Source organism: Nocardia brasiliensis, from assembly GCF_011801125.1.
Classification (GTDB): domain Bacteria; phylum Actinomycetota; class Actinomycetes; order Mycobacteriales; family Mycobacteriaceae; genus Nocardia; species Nocardia brasiliensis_C.
The window spans coordinates 3,818,559-3,844,591 of the sequence record NZ_CP046171.1; the positions used below are offsets into that span (position 1 = coordinate 3,818,559).

Here is a 26,033-nt window from a genome sequence, read left to right on the forward strand (position 1 = left end):
AGGGCCCGTCGGCCACCTACAACATGCCGTTGACGGTGCGGTTGACCGGCCGGTTCGACGCGGGCGCCTTCGCGGCGGCGGTCGGTGACGTGGTCGGCAGGCACGAGAGCCTGCGCACGGTCTTCGTCGAGGTCGACGGCGTGCCCGGACAGCGGGTGCTCGACGTGGAGCGCGTCGAGGTACCGGTATCCGTGGTGGCGGTGGACCCCGCCGACCTGGACACCGCTGTGGCGGCGGCGGTGCGCTACGAATTCGACCTGGCGAGTGAGATCCCGGTCCGCGCCGAGGTGTTCCGCTACGCGGAGCACGCCTGCGTGGTGGTGCTGTTGATCCATCACATCGCCGGGGACGGATGGTCGATGACCCCGCTGCTGCGCGACCTGTCCGAGGCCTACGCGGCCCGACGGCGGGGTGGCGCGCCGGCGTGGGAGCCGCTGCCGGTGCAGTACGTGGATTACACACTGTGGCAACAGGAATTGCTCGGATCGGCCACCGACCCGGACAGTGTGCTGTCCCGGCAACTCGCGTACTGGCGGCGGGAATTGGACGGCGTGCCCGAACAGCTGCCGGTGCCGGCGGATCGGCCACGGCCGCCGGTGGCCAGCGGGCGCGGGGACCTGCTGGTGCACCGGGTCGAGCCGGAACTGCGCGCCGAGGTGCAGCGATACGCCGACGCCTCGGGTGCCACCGTCTCAATGGTGCTGCAGTCGGCCTTGGCCGTGCTGCTGGCGAAACTCGGTGCGGGCGAGGATATTCCGCTCGGCGCGCCCATCGCGGGCCGCACCGACGACGCGCTGGAAGACCTCGTGGGATTCTTCGTCAACACCTGGGTGCTGCGCGCCCACGTGTCTGCGACCGCGACCTTCGCGGAGATTCTCGAACAGGTGAAGGCGAAAGCCTTGGCCGCGTACGAGAATCAGGACCTCCCGTTCGAATTGCTGGTCGAGCTGCTCAACCCGGCGCGTTCGGCCGCGCGCCATCCGCTGTTCCAGGTACTGCTGAGCGTCCAGAACAACACCGCACCGGCCTTTTCCCTGTCCGGGGTCGATGTCGAGCCGTACGCCTTGGCCACGACGACGTCACGATTCGACCTGACGTTCAATGTCGGTGCCGCGGGCGCGGGTTGGGACATCCACGTCGAGTACGCCACCGATCTGTTCGATCGGGTCACCATCGAGGCGATGGTGGCCCGATTTGTCCGGCTGTTGCGGGTGGTCGTGGCCGCACCGGACCGTCGGATCGGATCGCTCGAGGTGCTCGACTCCGTCGAACGCGAATCGATGCTGCGGCGCTGGAACGACACCGCGCGCGAGCTCCCCGCCCGCACCCTTGTCGAGCTGTTCGAAGCCCAGGCCGCGCGCACACCGGACGCGATCGCGGTGATCCGCGGCGCGGACCGGCTGAGCTATCGGGACCTCGATGCGCGCGCGGATCGGCTGGCGCGCGTGCTGATCTCGCGGGACGTGGGCCCGGACCGCATCGTCGCGGTGGCCTTGCCGCGCTCGGCGGACCTGGCGGTCGCGCTGGTCGCGGTGCTGAAGGCCGGGGGCGGCTATCTGCCGATCGATCCCGGGTATCCCTCGGAGCGGCTGGCTTTCGTGCTCGCCGACGCGGCGCCGGTCGTGCTGGTCACCGATTCGGGTACGGCGCGGGTGCTGCCGGACACGGAGATCCCGCGCCTGTATATCGACACCGAGGATACCGGTCGGGTGGGTCCGGTACGGCTGCCCCGTGCCGACGACCTGGCGTACGTGATCTACACCTCCGGGTCGACCGGCGTGCCGAAAGGTGTTGGTATCACCCATCGCAACGTGGTGAACCTGGTGGCCCAGGCGTGGTCGGCCGGGCCGTCGGATCGGGTGCTGGTGCACTCCTCGATCGCGTTCGACGCGTCCACCTATGAGATCTGGCCCGCGCTGTGCGGTGGCGCGACTTTGGTGATCGCGGCCGAACAACGGTCGGACCCGGCGGAGATCGCGCGGCTCGTGGCGCGGCACGCGGTGACGAAGATGTTCGCGACGCCGGTCCTGCTGGCGGCGTTGGTCGAATACGTCGCGCCCTTGCCGGACCGGCCGCTGACCACCCTGACCCAGGTGAACACCGGTGCGGACACGGTGTCCGCGGCGCTGGTCGATGGGCTGCGGTCGGTGTGCGGGGGCGTGCGAGTGGACAACCTCTACGGGCCGACCGAGGCGACGGTGCACGTGAGCTCGCATGTGGTCCCCGCGATCGTGCCCGGTGCGACGGTGCCGATCGGTGGCCCTGTGGCCAATACTCGGTTGTACGTGCTGGATTCGCGATTGCTGCCCGTGCCCGTCGGGGTCGAGGGCGAATTGTATGTCGCCGGTGCGCAAGTGGCGCGTGGCTATCGGGGCCGTGCCGGGTTGACGGCGGCTCGGTTCGTGGCCGATCCGTTCGACCCCGCGGGCGGTCGTTTGTATCGGACCGGGGATGTGGTGCGGTGGCACCGGTCCGGGGTGCTGGAGTTCGCGGGGCGGGTCGACGATCAGGTCAAGATCCGCGGGTTCCGGGTCGAACCGGGCGAGGTGGCGGCCGCGCTGACCCAGCATCCCCGCGTCGCCCAGGCGGTGGTGGTCGCGGTGGACTCCGCCTCGCGTGGCAAGCAGCTGGTCGGGTACGTGGTCGCCGAACGCACGGCCGCGACCGAACTCGACGGCGCCGAGGTGCGGCGCTTCCTCGGTACCCGGTTGCCGGACTTCCTGGTGCCCGCCGCGGTGCTGGTGGTGGACGCGGTGCCGCTGACCGCGAACGGCAAGCTCGATCGGGCCGCGTTGCCGGCGCCGGAGCTGCGGTCCACGGCCGACTATCGCGCGCCCGGCACGCCGCAGGAGCGACTGCTCGCCGAGCTGTTCGCCGAGGTGCTCGGCGTGGACAGGGTCGGGGTGGACGACAGCTTCTTCGAACTCGGCGGTCACTCGCTGCTGGCGACGCGGCTGGCCAGCCGCGTGCGCACGGCGTTGGGCGCGGAGGTCGCGATCCGCGCGATCTTCGAGGCGCCGACCGTGGCGCAGTTGGTGACGCGGCTCGATTCCGGGGCCCGGCCCCGGCCCGCGCTGTCGGTACGTCCGCGTCCGGCGGTGTTGCCCCTGTCGTACGCGCAGCGGCGGCTCTGGTTCGTACATCGCCTGGAGGGGCCCTCGGCCACCTTCAACATCCCGTTGGCGGTGCGGTTGCGTGGCGTGGATGTGGCGGCGCTCGGCGCGGCATTGCGGGATGTGGTCGTCAGGCACGAGAGCCTGCGCACCCGCTTCACCGAGACCGGTGGCGTGCCCGCGCAACAGATCGTCGCCGCGGACAGCGTCGAGGTCCCCGTCGTCGTGACCGCGACCGACCCCGGCGCGCTGTCCGGCGCGGTACGGGCCGCCGTGCGTTACGGTTTCGACCTCGCGACGCAGATCCCGGTGCGCGCCACCGTGTTCCGCTGCGCCGAGGACGAGTGTGTGCTGGTGCTGCTGATCCATCACATCGCCGGGGACGGCTGGTCGATGACGCCGCTGCTGCGGGACCTGGCCACGGCTTACGCCGCCCGCCGCGCGGGCCTGCCGCCGGAGTGGTCGCCGCTACCGGTGCAATACGCCGATTACACGCTGTGGCAACGTGACCTGCTCGGCGCGTCGACCGATCCGGACAGCGTGCTGTCGCGGCAGTTCGAATACTGGCGGCACGAACTGGCGGACCTGCCGGAACAGCTGCGGCTGCCAACGGACCGGCCGCGGCCGCGGGTCGCGGGCTATCGCGGGGACGTGGTGGCGTTCGACATCGATGTCGCGACGCGTGCCGCGGTCGAGCGGGTGGCGGCCCGCGAGGGCGCGACCGTCGCGATGGTGTTGCAGTCGGCTTTGGCGGTGCTGCTGTTCGAACTCGGTGCGGGCCAGGATATTCCGCTCGGCTCGCCGATCGCCGGTCGTACCGACGAGGCCTTGACCGACCTGGTCGGGTTCTTCGTCAACACCTGGGTGCTGCGCGCCGCCGTGCGGCCCGCCGCGTCGTTCGCCGAGCTGCTCGCCCAGGTGCGGACGAAAGCGCTTGCCGCGTACGAGAACCAGGACCTGCCGTTCGAGCTGTTGGTGGAGCTGCTCGATCCGGTGCGCTCCGCGGCGCATCATCCGCTGTTCCAGGTGTCGCTGGCATTCCAGAACAACGTCCTGCCGACCCTCGACCTGCCCGGCGCCGAATTCACGCCCTACGATGTGTCGCTGGGCGTCGCACGCTTCGATCTGCTGTTCAACATCGCCGACGCCCCCGCCGGTCAGGCCTGGCGCGGGTTGGTCGAATACGCCACCGAGCTGTTCGATCGCGGCACGGTCGAGACCATGGTGGCACGGCTGCTGCGGGTGCTCGGCCAGGTCACGGCCGACCCGGACCTGCCGGTGGGGCGTGTGGACGTGCTCGATCCCGGCGAGCGAGATGCCATGGTGCGCCGGTGGAACGGCGTCGCCGCGCCGGTGCGGGAGACCACCGTGGTCGGGCTGTTCGCGGCGCAGGCCGCCCGCACACCGGAGGCGCTCGCGGTCGTCTGCGCCGATGCCGAACTGACCTATCGTGAGCTCGACGCGCGCGCCGACGGTCTCGCCCGGGTGCTGGCCGGGCTCGGCGTCGGGCCGGACGCCGTTGTCGCCGTGGCCTTACCGCGCACCGCGGCGTTGCTCGTGGCGTTGCTCGGCGTGCTGAAGGCCGGCGGCGGCTACCTGCCGATCGATCCGGCGTATCCCTCGGATCGGGTGCGCTTCGTGCTCGCCGATGCCGCACCCGTCGTCGTGGTGACCGACTCCGCCACCGCGCCGCTGCTGCCCGATACCGCCGTGCCGCAGCTGCGCCTGGACGGCGGCTTGGCGGCGGGCGCGGGCGTCGCGCGGTTGCCGCGCCCGCAGCACCTGGCCTACGTGATCTATACCTCCGGCTCGACCGGCGTCCCCAAAGGCGTTGGTGTCACCCATCGCAACGTGGTGAACCTGGTGGCGCAGGCATGGCCGATCGAGGCGGGGGAGCGGGTGCTGGTGCACTCCTCGATCGCGTTCGACGCCTCCACCTACGAGATCTGGCCGGCACTGTGCGGCGGCGCGACCCTGGTGCTGGCCGGGGCCGAGCGGTCCGATCCCGGCGAGATGACCCGGCTCATCGCGGCGAGGTCGGTGACGAAGATGTTCGCGACGCCGCCCTTGCTCGCGGCCTTGACCGAACATGTCGCGTCGTTGCCCGCCGACCCGCTGCGGTCGCTGCGGCGCGTCATCGTCGGCGGTGCCGAATTGAGCGCGGGTGTCGTGCGCAAGGCGACGGCACGCGCCACCGCGCCGCGGATCGTGAACGGTTACGGTCCCACCGAGACGACGGCCTGCGTGACCGATCACGAGGCCGATCCGGCGTGCGAGGGCGCGGTGCCGATCGGTCGTCCGGTGCCGAATACTCGGGTGTACGTGCTGGATTCGTGGCTGAACCCGGTCCCGCTCGGCGTGCCCGGTGAGTTGTATGTGGCCGGTGCGCAAGTGGCGCGCGGTTACCGGGGCCGGTTCGGGCTGACCGCGGCGCGGTTCATCGCCGATCCGTTCGACGACGCCGGCGGCCGGTTGTATCGCACCGGCGACGTGGTGCGCTGGACGGCGGCGGGCGTGCTGGAGTTCGTTGGCCGCGCCGACGACCAGGTGAAGATCCGCGGCTTCCGCGTGGAGCCCGGCGAGGTGGAAGCCGTGCTGGCGCAACATCCGTCGGTCACCCAGGCGGTGGTGCTCGCCCGCGCCACCGGGACCGGCGACAGGCGACTGGTGGGATACGCGGCCACCGGCGATCCCGAACTCGACGGCGCCGAGGTGCGCGGTTTCGTCGCCGAGCGACTGCCGGAGTTCATGGTGCCCGCGGTCGTCATGGTGCTGGCGGCGCTGCCCCTGACCGCGAACGGCAAGCTCGACCGCGCCGCGCTGCCCGACCCCGAGTTCGTCTCCTCGGCGCGCTTCCAAGCGCCGCGCACCGCCCAGGAGCAGGTGCTGGCGACGGTGTTCGCGGAGGTGCTCGGGGTCGAGAAGGTCGGTGTCGACGACAGCTTCTTCGAGTTGGGCGGCGACAGTATCCGGTCCATCCAAGTCGTTTCGCGGGCAAGGGAATCGGGGGTGGAGATCAGCCCGCGCGAGGTGTTCGAGTATCGGACGCCCGCGGGGCTGGCCGCGATCGCGGTGGCGCGCGGGGCCGGTGACACGGTGCTGGCGGAATTGCCGGGTGGTGGTGTGGGGTGGTTGCCGTTGCTGCCGGTGGCGCGGTTCGTGCGGGAGTTCGGCGCCGGGTTCGACAGTTTCACGCAGTCGCTGCTGTTGGAGCTGCCGGTCGGCATTGATCGTGCGGGTTTGGTGGCGACGTTGGGTGCGGTGCTGGATCGCCATGATGTGTTGCGGGCCAGGCTCGTCGACGACGAGCGCGGCCCGGGGCTGGAGGTGGCGCCGGTCGGGGCGGTGGACGCGCGCAGCCTGCTGCACCACGTTCCCGTGCCCGGGGCGGGTACCGAGGACATCCGCGCGCACGTCGACGCCGCGGTCGCGCGGCTGTCTCCGGCGGACGGTGTGCTCGTGCAGTTCGTTTGGTTCGACGCCGGGCCCGCGCGGTCCGGACGGCTCGCGGTGCTCGCGCATCACCTGGTGATCGACGGGGTCTCCTGGCGAATCCTGTTGCCGGACTTGGCCGCAGCCTGGGAACAGGTCGCGGCGGGCGCGGCACCGGTGCTGCCCGTACGCGGTACGTCGATGCGGCGGTGGGCGCACGGGCTGGCCGAGCGGGCGGCCGACCCGCGCTGGGCCGCGCAGTTGCCGTGGTGGCGCGCGGTGCTCGAGCCTCCCGATCCGCTGCTGGGTGCGCGTCCGCTGGACCCGGCCGTGGATGCGATGGCGACCGTGGCCCACGTGCGCGTCGAGTTGCCCGCATCGGTGACCGAGGCACTGCTCGCCACGCTGCCCGCCGCGTATCACGGTGGCGTCGAGGACGGTCTGCTCGCCGCGCTGGCCGCGGCGGTGCACCGGTGGCGGCACGGCCGCGGCCGGTGCGCGCGGCACACCGTTGACACGTGCGACGATTCGGTCCTGGTGCGCCTGGAAGGCCATGGCAGGGAAGAGGACACCGTCGCGGGCGCTGACCTGTCCGGCACGGTCGGCTGGTTCACCAGTGTGTTCCCGGTGCGGCTGTGCGCCGGTGCCGTCGAGTGGGACGAGCTCTGCGCGGGCGGCCCGGCCGTGGGCACGGCGATGAAGGCGGTGAAGGAGCAGTTGCGCGCGGTGCCGGACAAGGGGATCGGTTTCGGGCTGCTCCGCTATCTGAATCCGGCCGGCGGCGAGGCGCTGCGCGAGTATTCGACCGGCCAGATCGGATTCAACTATCTGGGCCGGTTCACCGCCGGTGACCTGCTGCCGCAGCGGCGGCAGGGGTCGGGCTGGGCCCCGGCGCGCGACGGTGCTGCCGCCGCGGCGACCTCGCATCCGGCGGTGCCCGCGTTGGCGGTGCTCGACGTCACCGCCTTGGTCGTGGACGGCCCCGAAGGCCCGGTCCTGCAAGCGAATTTCGCGGCTCCCACCGGTGTGCTGGGCGAGCACGAGACCGCGGAGCTCGCCGAACTCTGGCGGCGCGCGGTCGTCGGGCTGGCGCGGGGCGCCGCCGTACCGGGCGCGGGCGGGCTGACGCCGTCCGATTTGCCGTTGGTGGCGTTGGACCAGGCCGAGATCGAGGCGCTGGAGGCGGAGTATCCGGGCCTGGCCGATGTGTGGCCGTCGACGCCGATGCAGTCGGGCCTGCTGTTCCATCGAGAGCTGGCCGGTAGCGGGTTCGACGCGTATCAGATGCAGGTGGTGTTCGAGCTGGCCGGGCCGATCGAGCCGGACCGGCTGCGCGCCGCCGGGCAGGGACTGCTCGATCGGTATGCGAACCTGCGGGCCGGGTACGTCGCTGGGGCACACCACGATCCGATACAGGTTGTCGTCGACGGGGTCGAACTGCCCTGGCACGTGGCCGATCTGCGCGGACTCGACGAAAGTGCACGCGCGGCAAGCTTGCGGCGGCTGCTGATCGAGGATCGGAACACGCGTTTCGACACGGCGATTCCGCCGCTGGTGCGGATGACGCTGGCACAGCTGACCGACGAGCACGCCGAATTGGTGTTCAGCACTCATCACGTGCTACTGGACGGCTGGTCGTTGCCGTTGCTGATCCGGGATCTGTTGCGCCTCTACAGCAGTGCCGGCGACGGCACGGCCATGCCGCCCGTGCCGGACTACCGGAACTTCCTGAAGTGGCTTGCGCGGCAGGATACGCACGCCGGTGTGCGGGCATGGGTGGCGGAACTGCGCGGGGTGGCCGAACCGACCCTGCTCGCCGGGCCGGGCGCCGAGGTCGGCGCCGCCGAAGTCGGTCGCATCGAGGTGCCGCTGGACGCGGCGACGGCGGCCGCGGTGCCGGGGCGGGCGAAGCAACTCGGTGTCACCGTGAATACCGTCGTGCAGACCGCGTGGGGCATCCTGCTCGCCAAATCCACCGGACGTGACGACGTGGTCGCGGGCGCCACGGTGTCGGGCCGCCCGCCCGAGATCCCGGACGTGGACTCGATGGTGGGCCTGTTCATCAACACCGTGCCGGTGCGGGTGCGCTTCGGTCCCCGCGACACCCTCGCGGACCTGCTGGCGGCGGTGCAAGCGCGTCAGGCCGCCCTGCTGGACCGGCAGCACGTCGGACTGCCCGAGATCCACCGTGCGCTCGGCCTGAATGTCTTGTTCGACAGCCTGATCGGGTTCGAGTCCTATCCGGTCGACTACGACGGTATCGGCACGGCGGCCGACCGCAGCGGTATCAGCATTACCGGACTGCGCGCCGACGCGCCGACGCACTATCCGCTGACGCTGGTCGCGGGCATGGCTCCGGCGTTGCGGCTGCGGCTCGAATACCGCACGGACTTGTTCGGCCCGCCGGAGGTCGAAGCCATGGCCGAACAGCTGGCGGGCATTGTGGCGCAGGTGGTCTCGGACCCGACTGCCCCGGTCCGCGCGCTCGATCTGCTCGGTTCCGACGGGCGCGAAATGGTGCTGCGCCGCTGGAACGATACGGCCGCGACTGCGCCCGAGCACACGTTGTTCGCGGCGTTCGCGGCGCAGGTCGCGCGGACACCCGACGCGGTTGCGATCGATTGCGGCGACGTACGGGTGTCGTATCGAGAACTCGCCGCGCGAGTGGAGGTCCTGGCCCGGCTGCTGATGTCACGCGGCATCGACCGGGACGACGTGGTGGCGGTGGCGCTGCCACGGTCCGCCGACCTGATCGTCACGTTGCTGGCCGTCTTGCGGGCAGGCGCGGCCTATCTGCCGATCGACCCGGCGTACTCGTCGGAACGCTCGGCGTTCGTGCTGTCCGATGCCGATCCGGTGCTCCTGGTGACGGATTCGGTGACAGGTGCGCTGCTGCCGGAGACCTCGGTTCCGTGGCTGCGGCTCGACGCGACCGAGCTCGGCGCCACCGTGCCGACCAGGAACGGATTCGCGCGGGAGTTGACCGCCGAACCACGACCCGAGCAGCTGGCGTATGTGATTTACACGTCCGGATCGACCGGTGTGCCGAAAGGCGTTGGCATCACCCATCGCAACGTGGTGCACCTGGTCGCCCAGGCATGGTTCGCGGGCCCGGCGGATCGGGTGCTGGTGCACTCCTCGATCGCGTTCGACGCCTCAACCTACGAGATCTGGCCCGCGCTGTGCGGCGGCGCGACGCTGGTGCTCGCGACCGGCGAGCGTTCCGACCCGGCGGAGCTCACGCGGCTGGTGCGGGATCGGTCGGTGACGAAGATGTTCGCCACGCCGCCGCTGCTGTCCGCGGTGGTCGAGTACGCGAAGTCGGTGCCGGGAACGCCTTTACACAGCCTGCTCCAGGTGAACACCGGGGCCGACACCGTGACAACGGAGTTGGTGCGCAGTCTGCGCGCGTGCTGCGCGGGGCTGCGGGTCGACAATCTCTACGGCCCGACCGAGGCCACCGTGAACGTGACGGAGTACGTCGTGCCCGGACAGGTCGCGGGAGCGGGCGTGCCGATCGGTGCACCGGTGCCGAATACCCGGGTGTACGTGCTCGATCCGTGGCTGGTGCCGGTGGCGGTCGGCGTCGCGGGCGAGTTGTACGTGGCCGGTGCGCAGCTCGCGCGCGGCTATCGCGACCAGCCGGGGTTGACCGCGCAGCGGTTCGTGGCCGATCCGTTCGACCCGGCGGGCGGGCGGCTGTATCGCACCGGGGACGTGGTCCGCTGGAACAGGTCCGGGCAGCTCGAGTTCATGGGCCGGATCGATGATCAGGTCAAGATCCGCGGCTTCCGCGTCGAGCCCGGCGAGGTGGCGGCCGTGCTGACGCGACATCCCGGGGTCGGTGCCGCGGTCGTGGTGACGCACACCGGCGATCGCGGCGTCAAGCGACTCATCGGCTATGTCGTCGCGGATCGGACGAGCACTGCCGCAGGCGAACTCGACGGGGGAGCGGTGCGCCGCTTCGCCGCCGAGCGGCTGCCGGACTTCATGGTCCCTGCCGCGGTGCTGGTGCTCGACTCGGTCCCGTTGACCGCGAGCGGAAAGCTGGACCGCCGAGCGCTGCCGGAACCCACGCTCACGGCGTCGGCGGCGTACCGGGCGCCGGAGACGAGCACCGAACAGCTGCTGTCCGAGGTCTTCGCGGAGGTGCTCGGGCTCGAACGGGTCGGGATCGACGACAGCTTCTTCGAGCTGGGCGGTGACAGTATCCGGTCCATTCAAGTGGTCTCGCGGGCACGGGAATCGGGGGTGGAGATCAGTCCCCGCGAGATATTCGAACATCGCACGGCGGCGGCGTTGGCCGCGGTGGCGCTCACCCGCGCGGTGACCGAGCCGGTGCCAACGGAGTTGCCCGGTGGCGGTGTGGGGTGGCTGCCGTTGCTGCCGGTGGCGCGGTTCGTGCGGGAATTGGGCGCGGGCTTCGACAGTTTCACGCAGTCCTTGCTGCTGGAGTTGCCGGTGGGGATCGACCGGGCGGGTTTGGTGGCGACGTTGGGCGCGGTGCTCGATCGCCATGATGTGTTGCGCGCCAGGCTCGTCGACGATGAGCGCGGGCCGGGACTCGAGGTCGCGGCGCCGGGCACGCTCGCGGTGGACGGCCTGCTGCACCGCGTCGAGACGGCCGCCTTCGCGGCGCAGCCTGCGGACCGGGCGGAGGTGATCGTCGCGCAGGTGGGCGCCGCGGTCGGCCGGTTGCTTCCCGCGGCGGGCGTGATGGTGCAGTTCGTCTGGTTCGACCACGGCCCGCAGCGGCCCGGCTTGCTCTCGTTCGTCGCGCATCATCTGGTGGTCGACGGGGTGTCCTGGCGAATCCTGTTGCCGGACTTGGCTGCCGCGTGGCAGCAGGTCGCGGCGGGTGTGGCGCCGGTGCTGTCCGGTGGTGGCACGTCGATGCGGCGGTGGGCGCACGGATTGGCCGAGGAGGCGGCGCGGCCCGAGCGCGTGGCGGAACTGTCGTGGTGGCGTTCGGTACTCGACGGCCCAGATCCCGCACTGGGCACTCGTGCCTTGGACCCGCTGATCGATGTGATGTCCACCGTCGAGCACGTACAGGTGCGGTTGCCGGTGCAGGTCACCGAGAACCTGCTGACCACCTTGCCCGCGGCGTTCCACGGTGGCGTGGAAGACGGGCTGCTCGCCGCGCTCGGAGTGGCCGTGACCCGATGGCTCGAGAACAAGGGCGCGGCCGCGGATTCGGTGCTGATCCGGCTGGAAGGGCATGGCCGCCAGGAGGACACGGTCGCCGGTGCCGATCTGTCAGGCACGGTGGGGTGGTTCACCAGCATGTTCCCGGTGCGGTTGCGCGCCGATGCCGGTGCGTGGGACCAGATCCGCGCGGGTGGACCGGCGGCGGGGACGCTGGTGAAATCGGTGAAGGAACAGCTGCGCGCGGTGCCGGACCGAGGCATCGGCTACGGTCTGCTGCGCTACCTCAATTCCGAGACGGCCGCTGTGCTGCAAGCGTTTTCGGCCGGTCAGATCGGCTTCAACTATCTCGGCCGGTTCACCTCCGCCGACCTGCTGCCCGCGCGGCTGCGCGGGTCCGGCTGGACACCGGCGGTCGACGGCGAGCAGTTGATCACGCCGCTCGACCCGGCCATGTCGGAGCGTCCCGCGATCGCCGTGCTGGATGTGAACGCGATGGTGGTCGACACCGCCGCGGGTCCGGTGCTGCAGGCGGTCTTCGCCGCGCCCGCCGGTGTGCTCCCGGAATCCGAGCTGCGCGCGCTGTCGGAGCTATGGCGGGACGCGGCCGCCGGTCTGGCCCGGCATGCGGCGCAGGGCGCCCGCGGTCTGACACCGTCGGACCTGCCGCTGGTATCGCTGCGGCAAGCCGAGATCGACGCGCTGGAGGCGAAATATGCCCGCGTGGTGGATGTGTGGCCGCTGACGTCGATGCAGTCCGGCCTGCTGTTCCACCAGGTGCTGGCGGGCACCGGTTTCGACGCCTATCACATGCAGGTGGTGTTCGGTCTGAACGGCGCGGTCGACCAGGAGCGGATGCGTGCCGCCGGGCAGGCCCTGCTGGATCGATACCCGAATCTGCGGGTGGCCTTCGTCACGGACACGGCAGGCGACGCGGTGCAGGTGGTGCTCGACGGCGTCGAAGTGCCCTGGCGGGTAGTCGATCTGCGCGACTCGGCCGAGCCGGCGCGTGCGGCGGCGCTGGCTCGGCTGCTGGACGAAGACCGGCGCACCCACTTCGACGTGACGGTGCCGCCGCTGCTGCGGCTCACGCTGGTGCCGATGACCGAGCGACGCAGTGAGCTGATCCTGACCGCTCACCATGTGCTGCTGGACGGTTGGTCGCTGCCGCTGTTGCTGCGGGATCTGCTGAGCCACTACGGCTCCGATGGCGATCGGCCGGCCCTGCCGCAACCACCGGCCTATAAAGAGTTCCTGAAATGGTGGCAGCGCAGGGACGCCAACGCCGCCCGGCAGGCCTGGATGGACGAACTCGACGGGGTCACCGAGCCAACGCTGCTCGCCCACAACGACTCCGGTGCCGACGACGCCGGAGTGGCGCAGGTCGTCGTACCGGTGTCGGCGGATACGGCCGCGGGCCTGCACCGGCGGGCGAGCGAACTCGGTGTCACCTTGAACACCGTGGTGCAGGCGGGCTGGGGCATGCTGCTCGCCGCGACGACCGGTCGCCGGGACGTGCTCACCGGTGCGACCGTGTCGGGCAGGCCCTCGACGCTGCCCGGCGTGGACGCGATGGTCGGCCTGTTCATCAACACCATCCCGGTGCGCGTCCGGTTCGGCGTCCGCGACACGATCGCGGAGCTGCTGGCCGCCCTGCAGGCGCGCCAGGCCGCCCTGCTGGATCAGCATCACCTCGGGCTCACCGAGATCCATCAGGCGGTCGGCCTGAACGTCCTGTTCGACACTCTGATCGGTTTCGAGTCCTATCCGGTCGACAGGTCCGGCATCGGTGCGGCGGCCGACAGCGGCGGCATCGGCCTCACCGATCTGCGCCCGTATTCGCCCTCGCACTACCCCCTGACGTTCATCGTCAACGTCGGACCGGTGCTGGACCTGCATCTCGAGTATCGGACCGACGCCTTCGATCAGGACGCGGTAGCGGCGCTGGCGGCGCGGTTGGTGCGGATCTTCGCGCAGATCGCGCGCGATCCGCAGGTACCGGTCGGGTCCGTGGATCTGCTCGGTGCCGAGGAACGTGAAGCGGTGCTGCGGCGCTGGAACAGCGCGGTCGTCACCGTGCCGGACCGCACGGTCGTCGAGCAGTTCCGCACCTGGGTCGACCGGACCCCGGAAGCGGTCGCGGTGGTCGACGCGGACACCGTGCTGTCCTATCGGGAACTCGACTCGCGCTCTGATCACCTTGCGCGGGTACTGGTTTCGCGTGGGGTGCGGCTCGACGCCATCGCCGCGGTGGCCTTGCCGCGGTCGGCCGAGCTGCTCGTCGCGCTGCTGGCGGTGTCGAAAGCCGGTGGCGCGTACCTGCCCATCGATCCGGCCTATTCCTCGGACCGGTTGGCCTACATCCTCGCCGACGCCGGGCCGACGGTGCTCGTGACCGATCATGCGACCGCGGCGACTTTGCCGCACAGCGAGATTCCCCGGTTGTACCTCGACGCGCTGGACGACGCGGGGCCACTGGACGGTGTCGAGCTCCCCGGCACTTTGCGGCCGCGGCACCTGGCGTACGTGATCTATACGTCCGGCTCCACCGGCGTGCCCAAAGGCGTTGCCATCACCCACCGCAACGTGGTGAGTATGGCCGCCCAGCCGATGTGGCGCGGCGGTGCGCACGCGAGCGTCCTGCTGCATTCCTCGGTCGCCTTCGACGCGTCGACCTACGAGATCTGGGTTCCGCTGCTCGGCGGCGGCCGTGTGGTCGTCGCGCCGGCGGAAAACGCCGATGTCGCGGCGCTCGGCCGGGCGATCCTGGCGCACGGAGTCACGGCGGCGTTCCTCACCACGCGACTGTTCGAGGTCGCCGTCGACGAGTGCCCCGACGCGCTCGGCGCGCTGCGGCAGGTGTGGGCCGGTGGTGAAGAGCTCTCGGCCGACGTGCTCGCGCACGCTCGGCGCGCCTGTCCCGACGTACGGGTCGTGAACGGGTACGGCCCCACCGAGACAACGACATTCGCGACGCACCGCGGTTTCGAGGGCGGGGACACGGTCGTGGGCCCCGCGGTGCCGATCGGCGTCGCGCTGGCCAATATGCGTGCGTTGGTACTGGATTCCTGGTTGCGGCCGGTGCCGGTCGGCGTACCCGGCGAGTTGTACCTGGCCGGCGAGCAGCTGGGGCGGGGGTATCACGCTCGGCCCGGCGCGACCGCGGCGCGGTTCGTCGCCGATCCGTTCGACCCCGCGGGTAAACGGATGTACCGCACCGGCGATATGGTGCGCTGGAACAGTGCGGGGGAGCTGGAGTTCGTCGGGCGCTCCGACGATCAGGTGAAGATCCGCGGCTTCCGGATCGAGCCGGGTGAGGTGGAAACCGCGCTGGCACAGCATCCTTCGGTCGCGCGAGCGGTGGTGGTCGCGCACGACACCGGCAGCGGCGGCAAGCGGCTGATCGGGTACGTCGTCGCCGCGGTCGACCGGCTCGACGCCGCGGCGGTCCGCGCCTTCGTGGCGGGGCGACTGCCCGACTACATGGTGCCTGCCGCGGTGGTGGTGCTCGATCGGGTGCCGTTGACCGCGAACGGCAAGCTGGACCGGGCCGCGCTGCCGGTGCCGGAACTGGTGTCCGCCATGCCGTATCGGGCCCCGCGCAGCGCGCGCGAACAGGCACTTGCCGAGCTGTTCGGCGAGGTGCTCGGCCGCGACCGGGTCGGCGTGGACGACAGCTTCTTCGAACTGGGCGGCCACTCGCTGCTCGCCACCCGGCTGATCAGCCGGATCCGGGTGGTGCTCGGCGTGGAGGTGCCGATCAGGGCGGTGTTCGACGCACCGACGGTGGCGCGGTTGGTGACCCGGCTCGACCCCGCCGCTCGGGTGCGGCCCGCGCTGGCGGCGCGGACGCGGCCCGCCGTGGTGCCGCTGTCGTTCGCGCAGCGGCGGTTGTGGTTCATCCATCGGCTGGAGGGCCCGTCCGCGACTTACAACATCCCGCTGGCGGTGCGGTTGCGCGGCGTGGACGTGCCCGCGCTGCGCGCCGCGATCGGCGATGTCGTAGCCAGACACGAGACGCTGCGCACGGTGTTCGTCGAAACCGACGGGGTGCCGGGTCAGCGGGTGCTCGGGGCGGACAGCGTCGAGGTGCCGGTGCAGGTCACCGATGTGCCGGCCGACGAGCTGGACGCGGCGGTGACGGCGGCGGTCCGCTACGGGTTCGACCTGTCGACCCAGATCCCGATCCGGGTCAGCGTATTTCGTAGCGGGCCCGGTGCATGCGTGCTCGTGCTGCTGATCCACCACATCGCCGGTGACGGCTGGTCGATGACACCGCTGCTGCGCGACTTGGCGACCGCCTATTCCGCACGGGTCGACGATCACGCGCCCGGCTGGGCGCCGCTGCCGGTGCAGTACGTGGACTACACGCTGTGGCAGCAGGAATTGCTCGGCGCACCGACCGACCCGGACAGCGCGCTGGCCCGCCAGTTCGACTACTGGCGCGCTGAACTCGACGGGCTGCCCGAACAATTGCGGCTGCCCACCGACCGGCCCAGGCCCCGGGTCGCGAGCTATCGCGGTGACCTGGTCGTGTTCGGCATCGATGCCGAGATCCGCGCGGGGGTGCAGCGGCTGGCGGCGCGCGAGGGCGCGACGGTGTCGATGGTGTTGCAGTCGGCGCTGGCCGTGCTGCTGTTCGAACTCGGTGCGGGCGAGGATATTGCGATCGGCGCACCGATCGCGGGCCGCACCGACGAGGCACTCGCCGACCTGATCGGGTTCTTCGTCAACACCTGGGTGCTGCGGGCACGGGTCGCGCCCGCGGCGTCGTTCACCGAGCTGGTCGGCACGATCCGGGCGAAAGCGCTTGCCGCGTACGAGAACCAGGACGCCCCGTTCGAACTGCTGGTGGAGCTGCTCAATCCGGTGCGCTCGGCGGCACAGCACCCACTGTTCCAGGTGTCGCTGGCGTTCCAGAACAACACCTTGCCGACCCTTGAATTCTCCGGCGTGGAGTTCGAGCCCTACCACACGTCCACGGCGACTTCGCGTTTCGACCTGTTCTTCAATATCGCCGACGCGCCCGCCGGGCAGCCGTGGGGCGCGTTCATCGAATACGCCACCGATCTGTTCGACCACGCCACGGTCGAGACCATCGCGGCGCGCTGGATTCGGGTGCTGCGGCAGGTGGTAGCCGATCCCGGTGCGCCGGTCGGGTCGATCGACGTGCTCAGTGCCGAGGAACGCCGCCTGATCCTGCACGCGTGGAACGACACCGCCACGGCGCTCGATCCTGACCCGACCCTGTCCGAACTGCTCCGGCGCAGGGTCGAGGCGACACCCGAGGCGCTCGCCGTGGTCTGCGCGGAGACTGAACTGACCTACGGCGCCCTCGATGCTCGTGCGAATCAGCTGGCGCGCGTGCTGGTTTCGCGGGGCGTTGGACCGGACCGCATCGTCGCGGTGGCACTGCCGCGCTCGGCGGATCTGATCGTGGCCCTGCTGGCGGTGCTGCGCGCCGGTGGCGCGTACCTGCCGATCGATCCGGGCTATCCCGCGGATCGGCTGGCATTCATCCTCGCGGACGCGGCGCCGGCGGTGGTACTGACCGACTCCGCGACGGCCGCCGCGGTGCCCGATTCGGCGGCGCCGCGGGTGGTCCTCGATGCGCTCGCGGCACTCGTGCCGGATACGCCGTGCCGGATGGACCCACCACGGCCGGGCAATCTCGCGTACGTGATCTACACATCCGGCTCCACCGGTGTGCCCAAAGGCGTTGGCGTCACGCATCGCAACGTGGTGAACCTGGTGGCGCAGGCCTGGTCGGCGGGTCCGGCGGAACGGGTGCTCGCGCACTCCTCGATCGCCTTCGACGCGTCGACCTATGAGATCTGGCCCGCGCTGTGCGGAGGAGCCACGCTCGTCGTGGCGGGCGAACAGCGCTCGGACCCGGCCGAGATCGCGCGATTGGTCGAGACGCACGCGGTGACGAAGATGTTCGCGACGCCGCCGTTGCTCGCGGCGCTGGTCGACTACCTGGAGCCGCTGCCCGGCACACCGCTTCGCACCCTGCGCCAGGTGAACACCGGTGCGGACAGTCTTTCGGCGGAATTGGCCGAAACGTTGCGCGGCCGTTGGGGCCTCGAACGCATCGACAACCTCTACGGCCCGACCGAGGCGACGGTGAACGTGACCGCTTATGTCGTGCCGGGCACCCGGGCGGGCGCGGTGGTGCCGATCGGTGCCCCGGTCGCGAATACCCGGGTGTACGTGCTGGATTCGTGGTTGACGCCGGTGCCGGTGGGGGTCGCCGGTGAGCTGTACGTCGCGAGCGCGCAGTTGGCCCGCGGCTACCTGGGACGTAGCGCGTTGACGGCGGCGCGATTCGTGGCCGACCCGTTCGACCCGGCCGGTGGCAGGCTCTACCGCACCGGTGATGTGGTGCGGTGGACCGCGGCCGGGGTGCTCGAATTCGCAGGCCGCACCGACGATCAGGTCAAGATCCGCGGCTTCCGCGTGGAACCGGGCGAGGTGGAAACCGTGCTGGCGCAACACCCCTCGGTCGCGCAGGCGGTGGTGCTGGCCCGCGACACCGGTGCGGACGGCAAACAGCTGGTCGGGTACGTCGTCGCCGACAAGAACGGACCGGTGGCCGGCGAGGACGAACTGGTCGGGCAGTGGCGCCGTGTCTACGACGATCTGTATTCCGGCGTGACCGGCGGCGGCGATGCGGAACTCGCGGCCGAGCCCGCGAGCCGCGACGAGCTGGTCTCCGACTTCGGAGGCTGGAACAGCAGCTACACCGGTGCGCCGATCCCGCTGGCGCAGATGCGGGAGTGGCGGGCGGCCACGGTGGACCGGATCCGCGAACTCGGTCCGCGACGGGTGCTGGAGATCGGGGTCGGGTCGGGCCTGCTGATGTCGCAACTGGCCCCCGAGTGCGCGGAGTACTGGGCGACGGACCTCTCAGTGGAGACCATCGCGAAGCTGCGCGACCAATTGGCCCGCGTCGATGCCGGGTGGGCCGCCAACGTCTTCCTGAGCGCTCGCCCGGCCGACGATCCCGCCGGACTGCCCGAATGCCATTTCGACACCGTGGTGTTGAACTCGGTGGTCCAGTACTTCCCCGGCCAGGACTACCTGCGCCGGGTCATCGAACAGGTGCTGCGGGTGCTCGCGCCGGGCGGCGCGGTGTTCGTCGGTGACGTACGGAACTTCGGGCTGCTGACCGAGTTCGCGACCGCGGTGCAGCTCACTCGCGATAGTGGCGCCGACGCCGTGACGGTGCGCGACCGGGTGCGCCGCGATATCGCGGCCGAACAGGAGCTGCTGCTCGCCCCGGAGTACTTCACCGCACTCGGGCGCGAATGCGGTTTCGACGCCGTCGATGTCGAACTCAAGCGCGGGTATTCCGTCAATGAGCTGAACCGCTACCGCTATGACGTGGTGCTCTGGAAGGCGCCGGCCCAACCGCTTTCGGCGGCGGCATTGCCGAAAGCGGAGTATCGCGACCATGACTGGCTGAGCGCGCTGCTGCGGAACGGGCATTCGGACGGGCTCCGGGTCACCGGGATCCCGCACGCGGGCCTGAGTGCCGAGGTCGCCGCGACGGCCCGGATCCATGACGGTTCGCCGGTACCGACCGAGCCGGAAACAGCCACGTTGACAGTCGGTTTCGAGGGCGTGCTCGATCCGAGCGCACGCCGGGGTACTGCGTTGCTTCCGGAAGATCTGCACGCGCTGGGTGCCGAGCTCGGCTACACGACGGCCGTGACCTGGTCCGCCGCACCCGGTTTCATGGAAGCGGTGTTCCTCGACGCCGACGTGGTGCGCGGTAGGACCCTCACCGACGTATACGTGCCCGGGCCGACTCCCGCGGCCCGCGCGAACAATCCGCAGGCGGGCCTGCTGGCCGCCGAGGTGCGCCGGTGGGCGGCGCAGCGGCTGCCCGAGTTCATGGTGCCCGCCACCGTGCTGGTGCTCGACGCGCTGCCGTCGACCGCGAACGGCAAGCTCGACCGCGCGGCGCTGCCGGACCCGGAGCTGGTGTCCGCCAAGGAATACCGGGCGCCACGCACCGAACGCGAGCGGGTGGTCGCCGAGCTGTTCGCGGAGATACTCGGGGTCGCGCGGGTCGGCATCGACGACGACTTCTTCGCGTTGGGCGGGCATTCGCTGCTGGCGACCAGGCTCACCAGCCGGATTCGCGCGACGCTCGGCATGGAGGTCCCGGTGCGGGTGGTGTTCGACGCGCCGACCGTCGCCGAACTGGCGCCGCGCCTCGACGAGGGCGCCGCCGCGGGCACGGATTTCGATCCGGTACTGCTGCTGAAGAGTTCGGGCAGGCAGCGTCCGCTCTGGTGCCTGCATCCCGGCGGTGGTCTCGGCTGGTTCTATCAGCAGCTCGGCGCGCATCTGCCCGACCGGCCGGTGTATGCCATCCAGTCCCGGGGTCTGGACGGCGGGCCGGTCGCGGCGTCGTTCGGCGAGATGATCGCCGACTACGTCGATCGCATCGTCGCCCGGCAGGACGAGGGACCGTATTTCCTGCTCGGCTGGTCCTACGGCGGCATCGTCGCACACGCGCTGGCCCACGAACTCACCAGACGGGGAAGGGAAGTCGGGTTCCTCGGCATCATGGACAGCAAGCCGCCGGTGGCCTCGGCCGAGGATCCCGACATCTCCGAGGAACAGGCCATGGCGGGTATCCGGGACTGGGCGGCCGACAGATTCGGCGACCAGCTCGAGTCCCCGGTGATCCAGCGGCTGGTGGCGCGGGCGACGAAGGTGCTGATAAACAACAGCATCCTGCTCGACGGCTTCAGCTCGCCGTTCTTCGACGGTGACCTGACCATCTTCGGCGCCGCCCTGGACGAGCAGGGGCAGTGCACCGCCGACGCGGTGACCGAGTTGGCCACAGCCTGGCGGCCGCACGTCGGCGGTCGGATCCAGGTGCATGAGGTGCCGTGCGCGCACGGCGATTTCGACCGGCCCGAGAACATGCACCGGGTGGGCCGGATGCTGACCGAGCTCTTGTGATCAGTTCGCGCGCCCGAGGAAGGCGAGCACGCGGGTTTGCTCGTCGGCGTCGGCGGGGACGTCGATAACAGGTCCGCAAACGCCCGGCATACGCAGCGAGTCGCCGAGCGAGTGCGCCACCTGGTCGACCCAGGCGAGATCCGCCGCGGGGATGGTGGTGTCGATGCCGGTGGCCTGGGCGATGTCCCAGCCGTGCACCACGAGATCGAAACAGTAGAAGCGCTCGATCGTCGCGGCGAGGTCGGTGCGGCCGAAGTGGCCGTCGTATTCGAGGGTGGCGCGCGCCGGATCGTCGAGAATGTCCTGCACCGCGGTGCGGGTCGCGGCCCAGGCCGCGGCCGGATCGTCGTCGACGGACGGTCCAGGTGGCAGCTCGAGCCCGACCACGCGCACGATGTCGCGCTGGCTGTCGATGACGTGGCGGACGACCTCGCGCGCGGTCCAGCCCTCGCACGGCGACTCGGCGTCCCAGCGTGACGCCGGGACGGCCGCGACCTTCTGGGTGAACGTCTGTGCCAGCGCGCGGTAACGGTCGGCGGGAGTGACAGTGAGTTCGGCCATGTGGCGAATTCTGCGCCACCGCGACACCGCCGTCTTGGAAATTCGCGACACACCGTTACACACCGTTTCGGGCCGCCGCGGCCGGGTATCTGCCCGACGTTCAGCTCGATCGAATGAGGTGCCCGCATGATCCAGACCAAGGCGACCAGCGCGGCGCGGCGCATCGCCCAGCATCGCGTCTTCGAACGCTTCGCCCGCGCCGGCTTCGTGATGACCGGCATCGTGCACCTGATCATCGGTTACATCGCCATCCGTGTCGCGCTGGGCGGATCGGGCGGCACCGCGGACCAATCCGGGGCGATGCGGGAGCTGGCGGCCGAACCAGGCGGCCCGCTGGTGCTGTGGGTAGGCGCGGTGGCCTTCCTGATGCTCGCGCTGTGGCGGCTGGTCGAGGCGGTGCTCGGCAGCGCCTCCGAGCCGGACGACGAGAGCACGAAGGCGGAGGCGTTCCATCGGGTGAAGGCGTTGTCGCTCGCGGTGATCTACGGCGTGTTCGCGGTCTCCGCCTATGGTTTCGCGCGCGGCAGTGGCAAGTCCAGCAGCGGTGAGAGCACCGGGTTGGCGGCACGCGTGCTGCAGCACACGGCGGGCGCGGTCGCCCTGGTCCTCGCCGGCCTGATCATCATCGGGGTGGGCGGCTACCACGTGTACAAGGGCGTCACGCGCAAGTTCGTGAACGATTTGGCCGGTGGCACAGGCAAACTCGTGCGCCGACTCGGTGCCGCGGGCTATCTCGCCAAGGGCTTGGCCGTCGCCGCCATCGGCGTCCTGGTGATCCTGGCCGCCACCGAATCCGAGCCCGAGAAGGCCGCCGGACTCGACGGCGCCCTGAAAACCCTAGGCGCCCAACCCTTCGGCATGGTCCTGCTGATCATCGCGGGCCTCGGCATCAGCACCTACGGTGTCTATGCCTTCGTCATGGCCCGCTACGCCAAGATGTAGCCGGCGCGTCAGGCGATCAGTTTCTGGGATTTGAGCCAGTCGTAGGCGACGTCGGCAGGGTCTTCGCCGTCGATGTCGACGCGGCCGTTGAGTTCTTGCATGAGGTCGTCGGTGAGATGTTCGGAGATGGTGGCGAGCAGAGGGCGCAGTTCGGGGTGGCGGTCGAGGACGGCGCCGCGCACGACCGCGGTGCCGCTGTAGGGGAGGAAGAACTCGCGGTCGTCGTCGAGGACAACGAGATTCAGGTTTTTCACCCGGCCGTCGGTGGTGTAGATCATGCCGAAATTGCAGGGCGCGCCCTTGGCGGTGGCGGTGTAGACCACGCCCGCGTCCATGCGGGTCACGTTGCCGGAGGGGACGCCGTTCGGATCGTTGTACGGGATACCGTACTTCTGCAGCATCGGGATGAAACCGTCGGAACGGCTGAAGAATTCGTCGTCGACACAGAAGGTGCGGTCGGCGACCGGCAGGCCCGTCACATCGGACAGCGATTTCACCCGCAGGCGTTCGGCATTCGGAGTCGACGCGCCGAAGGCGTAGGTGTCGTTGAAGTTCGACGGCGGCAGCCAGACCAGGTCGTGCTCGCTCTTCTCCAGGTCGTGCACGCGCTGCCAGAGCTGCTGCGGGTCGGCGATCGTCTCGGTCTGGTTGTGGTAGTTGACCCAGCCGGTGCCGGTGTATTCCCACAGGATGTCGGCGTCGCCGTTGAGCTGGGCCTGCCGCGAGGACGCGGAACCCGGCGCCCCGGTGAGGTCGGTGACCTTCGCCCCCGCCGCGCCCAGATACGTCGCGGTGATCTTGCCGAGCAGCACGCCCTCGGTGAAGCTCTTCGAGGTGACGACCAGTCGCGCGCCGTCCAGCGGTTGCGCGTCGTCGGGCAGCCGTGCGTCGTGGAAGGTGCCCGACGAACTGACCAGGCCGCACCCGGTGAGCATGGAGGTCGTCACGACCAGCGCGGCGAGCAGCGTCGTGAGCCGCGCCGAGCTCATGAGATGCCCCGCGGCGTCGCGGCGAGCTCGACGAGTCGGCCGAGCCAGTCGATGCTCAACGCCAGCAGACCCACCAGGATCGCGCCGGAGACGAGCAGTTTGGGCAGGAACAGGGTGACGCCGGTGGTGATCAGCGTGCCGAGGCTGGTCGCCCCGATGAATGTGCTCAGCGTCGCCGTGCCGACCAGGATGACCAGCGCCGTGCGTACCCCGTTGAGGATGACCGGCACCGCGAGCGGCAACTCGACCTGGAACAGGGTCCGGCTGCCGGAGTAGCCGATCCCGCGCGAGGCCTCGATGGTGCGATGGTCGACCTGCCGCAGGCCGACGATGGTGTTCTGCAGGATCGGCAGGATCGCGTACACGACGAGCCCGACGATGGCCGTGCGGAATCCGGTGCCGAGCCAGAACGTGAACAGCACGAGCAGGCCGACCGCGGGCGCGGCCTGTCCGATGTTGGCGATGTTCACCGCGAGCGGTTCGATCCGCTCGAGCGCGGGCCGGGTCAGCGCGATGCCGAGCGGGATCGCGATGGCGACCACAATCAGCGTCGCGACTACGGTGAGCTTGATGTGGGCCAGGATCGTGGTCTGCAGGTTGTCCCAGCCCAGTGCCGCCTGCTCGGTCGGGGTGAAGGTGGTCGAGCGATACCAGAGAACGTAGCCGAGACCGAGCACGCCGATGATGAGCGGCTCGAACCACACGTCGAGCGGCACCCGCCGCAGCCTGCTCATGACTGCGCCTCGCTGGCGCTCGGCTCCGTCATGCGCAATGCGCGCTGTGTCATGATTCGCTCGCTTCGTTCGCTCATGACTCCGCCTCGCTGGCGCTCGGCTCCGTCATGCGCAATGCGCGCTGTGTCATGATTCGCGCGCTCATGCGGGCTCGGCCGTTGCGGGTTCGTCGTCGGCGGCGACCACCGGCGTCGGCGCGGGATCGGTGCCGTCGACATAGGTTTCGTAGGAGAGATCGGGCTCGTCCGCGCGCACCTCGGCGAGCTTGGCCTGGATCGTCTCGGTCACCGTGCCGATGCTGAGCGCGCCGACCACGGCGCCGCGGCCGTCGGTGACGAGCGCGGCCCCCTGGCTGGCCGCGAGCATCGCGTCGAGCGCGTCGTTGAGCGTGGACGAGCGCGCGATCACCGGAAGGCGTCGATCGAGGAAGTCGGAGACCTCCGGTTTGGTCGCCAACTCGGTGAGCGAGGGCCACGAGCGCGGCCTGCCCGACTCGTCGACGACCACGACCCAGGTGTGCCCGGCCGCCATCGCGCGCTGGATCACGCCCTGCGCTGGTTCGCCGACCCGTGCGGTCACCACGTTGTCGTACGCGACGTCGCGCACCCGCGACACCGTGAGATAGGCCAGCTTCGCGCCGGATCCGACGAATTCCTCGACGAACGGGGTGGCCGGGTCGGTGAGGATTTCCTCCGGGCTGGCGTACTGCTCGACGTGCCCGCCCTCGGACAGGATCAGCACCTTGTCGCCGAGCTTGGTCGCCTCCTCGAAATCGTGGGTGACGATCACGATGGTCTTGCCGAGCTCGTGCTGGATCGCGATCAGGCTGTCCTGCAGGCGAACCCGGGTGATCGGGTCGACCGCGCCGAACGGCTCGTCCATCAGCAGCACCGGCGGATCGGCGGCGAGCGCGCGGGCGACCCCGACGCGCTGCTGCTGACCGCCCGACATGTCCTTGGGCAGCCGGTCGGCGAACGTGGCCGGGTCGAGCCCGACGAGATCGAGCAGGTACTCGGTGCGTTCGGCGATGCGCTTCTTGTCCCAGCCGAGCACCCGCGGGATGGCGCCGACGTTCTTGGCGACCGACCAGTGCGGGAACAGGCCGCCGGACTGGATCACGTATCCGATCGACTGACGCAGCTTGTCCGGGTCCTCGCGGGTGACATCGCGGCCGCCGATGAAGATCCGGCCCTCGGTCGGCTCGATCAACCGGTTGATCATCTTCAACGTGGTGGTCTTGCCGCAGCCGGACGGACCGACGAACGCGACGATGACGCCGGCGTCGATCTCCAGATCGAGGCGCTCGACCGCGGGCGCGTCCTGGCCCCGATACCGCTTGACGACCGCGTCGAGCTTGATGTCGGCGCCGGTCACGGTGCGCTCGGGTGTGGGCGGAGCGGGGCGGCTGGTCACTTCGGTCATGACAGTCCCTTTGCGATCGTGAGGCGGCCGAGCAGGACGAGGAGTGCGTCGAACACCAACGCGATGAGGACGATGAGGATGGTGCCGGTCAACGCCATCTCGATGGCATTGGCGCCGCCGAGCCGGGACAGGCCGTTGAAGATCAGCGACCCGAGGCCGGGCCCGAGCACGTATGCGACGATGGCGGCCACGCCGACGATCATCTGGGTCGAGACCCGGATGCCGGTGAGGATCACCGGCCAGGCGATCGGCAACTCGACGGTGAGCAGGATGCGCAATCGGGAAAAGCCGATGCCCTTGGCGGATTCGATCACCGAGGGCGGCACCGCGCGCAAACCCACGATCGCGTTCCCGATCACCGGCAGTGCCGCGAAGAACGCGAGCATGAGAAACGAAGGAACGACACCCAATCCGAAGGGCACCAGCAGCAAGGCGAGCAGCGCCAGCGACGGAATGGTCAGCGCGACCCGGCTAGAGGTGAGCGAGAGCGCGGCGAGTAGCGGCAGGCGATAGACCGCGACCGCGACGAGCACCGCGACGACGGTGCCGACCAGCACGGTCTGAAATGCCAGGGAGGCGTGCTGATAGGTGAGGAACGCGAGGAATTCGCCCCGACCCCGGATATAGCTCCATAAGTTCACGCGATTCCCCTCGTCGGGCAAGACCGGTCGGTACCTGCGGGTGCGTAATCGCCGGACGCGAGCCGCCAA

General features: G+C 70.2%; 7 protein-coding genes (1 of these 7 only partly in view). 2 read left to right on the forward strand and 5 right to left on the reverse strand.

The window, feature by feature from the left end; all coding sequences use genetic code 11:
• Positions 1-20,675, forward strand: the 3' portion of a protein-coding gene (locus F5X71_RS17275) for a non-ribosomal peptide synthase/polyketide synthase (RefSeq protein ID WP_167462926.1). The gene continues 52 nt to the left of window position 1, outside the view; only the last 20,675 of its 20,727 coding nucleotides appear in the window; the start codon falls outside the window, past its left edge; it ends in the stop codon at positions 20,673-20,675.
• On the opposite strand, the gene F5X71_RS17280 is transcribed toward F5X71_RS17275, so the two are convergent.
• Positions 20,676-21,236 (reverse strand): TIGR03086 family metal-binding protein, encoded by a 561-nt coding sequence (locus F5X71_RS17280; protein ID WP_167462927.1) that lies wholly within the window; start codon positions 21,234-21,236, stop codon positions 20,676-20,678. It abuts the gene before it with no gap.
• Positions 21,237-21,362: 126 nt separating this feature from the next.
• On the opposite strand from F5X71_RS17280, the gene F5X71_RS17285 reads away from it, so the two are divergent.
• Complete coding sequence (locus F5X71_RS17285; protein WP_167462928.1) at positions 21,363-22,178, forward strand: DUF1206 domain-containing protein; 816 nt, start codon at positions 21,363-21,365, stop codon at positions 22,176-22,178.
• A gap of 8 nt (positions 22,179-22,186) precedes the next feature.
• On the opposite strand, the gene F5X71_RS17290 is transcribed toward F5X71_RS17285, so the two are convergent.
• The 4 genes from F5X71_RS17290 to F5X71_RS17305 all read right to left on the reverse strand — a co-directional run bounded on the left by F5X71_RS17290 (position 22,187) and on the right by F5X71_RS17305 (position 25,964).
• Entirely contained in the window at positions 22,187-23,167 is a 981-nt protein-coding gene (locus F5X71_RS17290) for a glycine betaine ABC transporter substrate-binding protein (protein ID WP_167462929.1), read from the reverse strand.
• Complete coding sequence (locus F5X71_RS17295) at positions 23,164-23,901, reverse strand: ABC transporter permease (protein WP_167462930.1); 738 nt, start codon at positions 23,899-23,901, stop codon at positions 23,164-23,166. Before F5X71_RS17295 ends, F5X71_RS17290 begins: the two co-directional genes overlap by 4 nt.
• Before the next feature lie 141 nt (positions 23,902-24,042).
• Entirely contained in the window at positions 24,043-25,323 is a 1,281-nt protein-coding gene (locus tag F5X71_RS17300) for an ABC transporter ATP-binding protein (RefSeq protein ID WP_167462931.1), read from the reverse strand.
• Complete coding sequence (locus F5X71_RS17305) at positions 25,320-25,964, reverse strand: ABC transporter permease (protein WP_167462933.1); 645 nt, start codon at positions 25,962-25,964, stop codon at positions 25,320-25,322. The genes F5X71_RS17300 and F5X71_RS17305 overlap by 4 nt, the downstream gene beginning before the upstream one ends.
• Between the last annotated feature and the right edge of the window lie 69 nt (positions 25,965-26,033).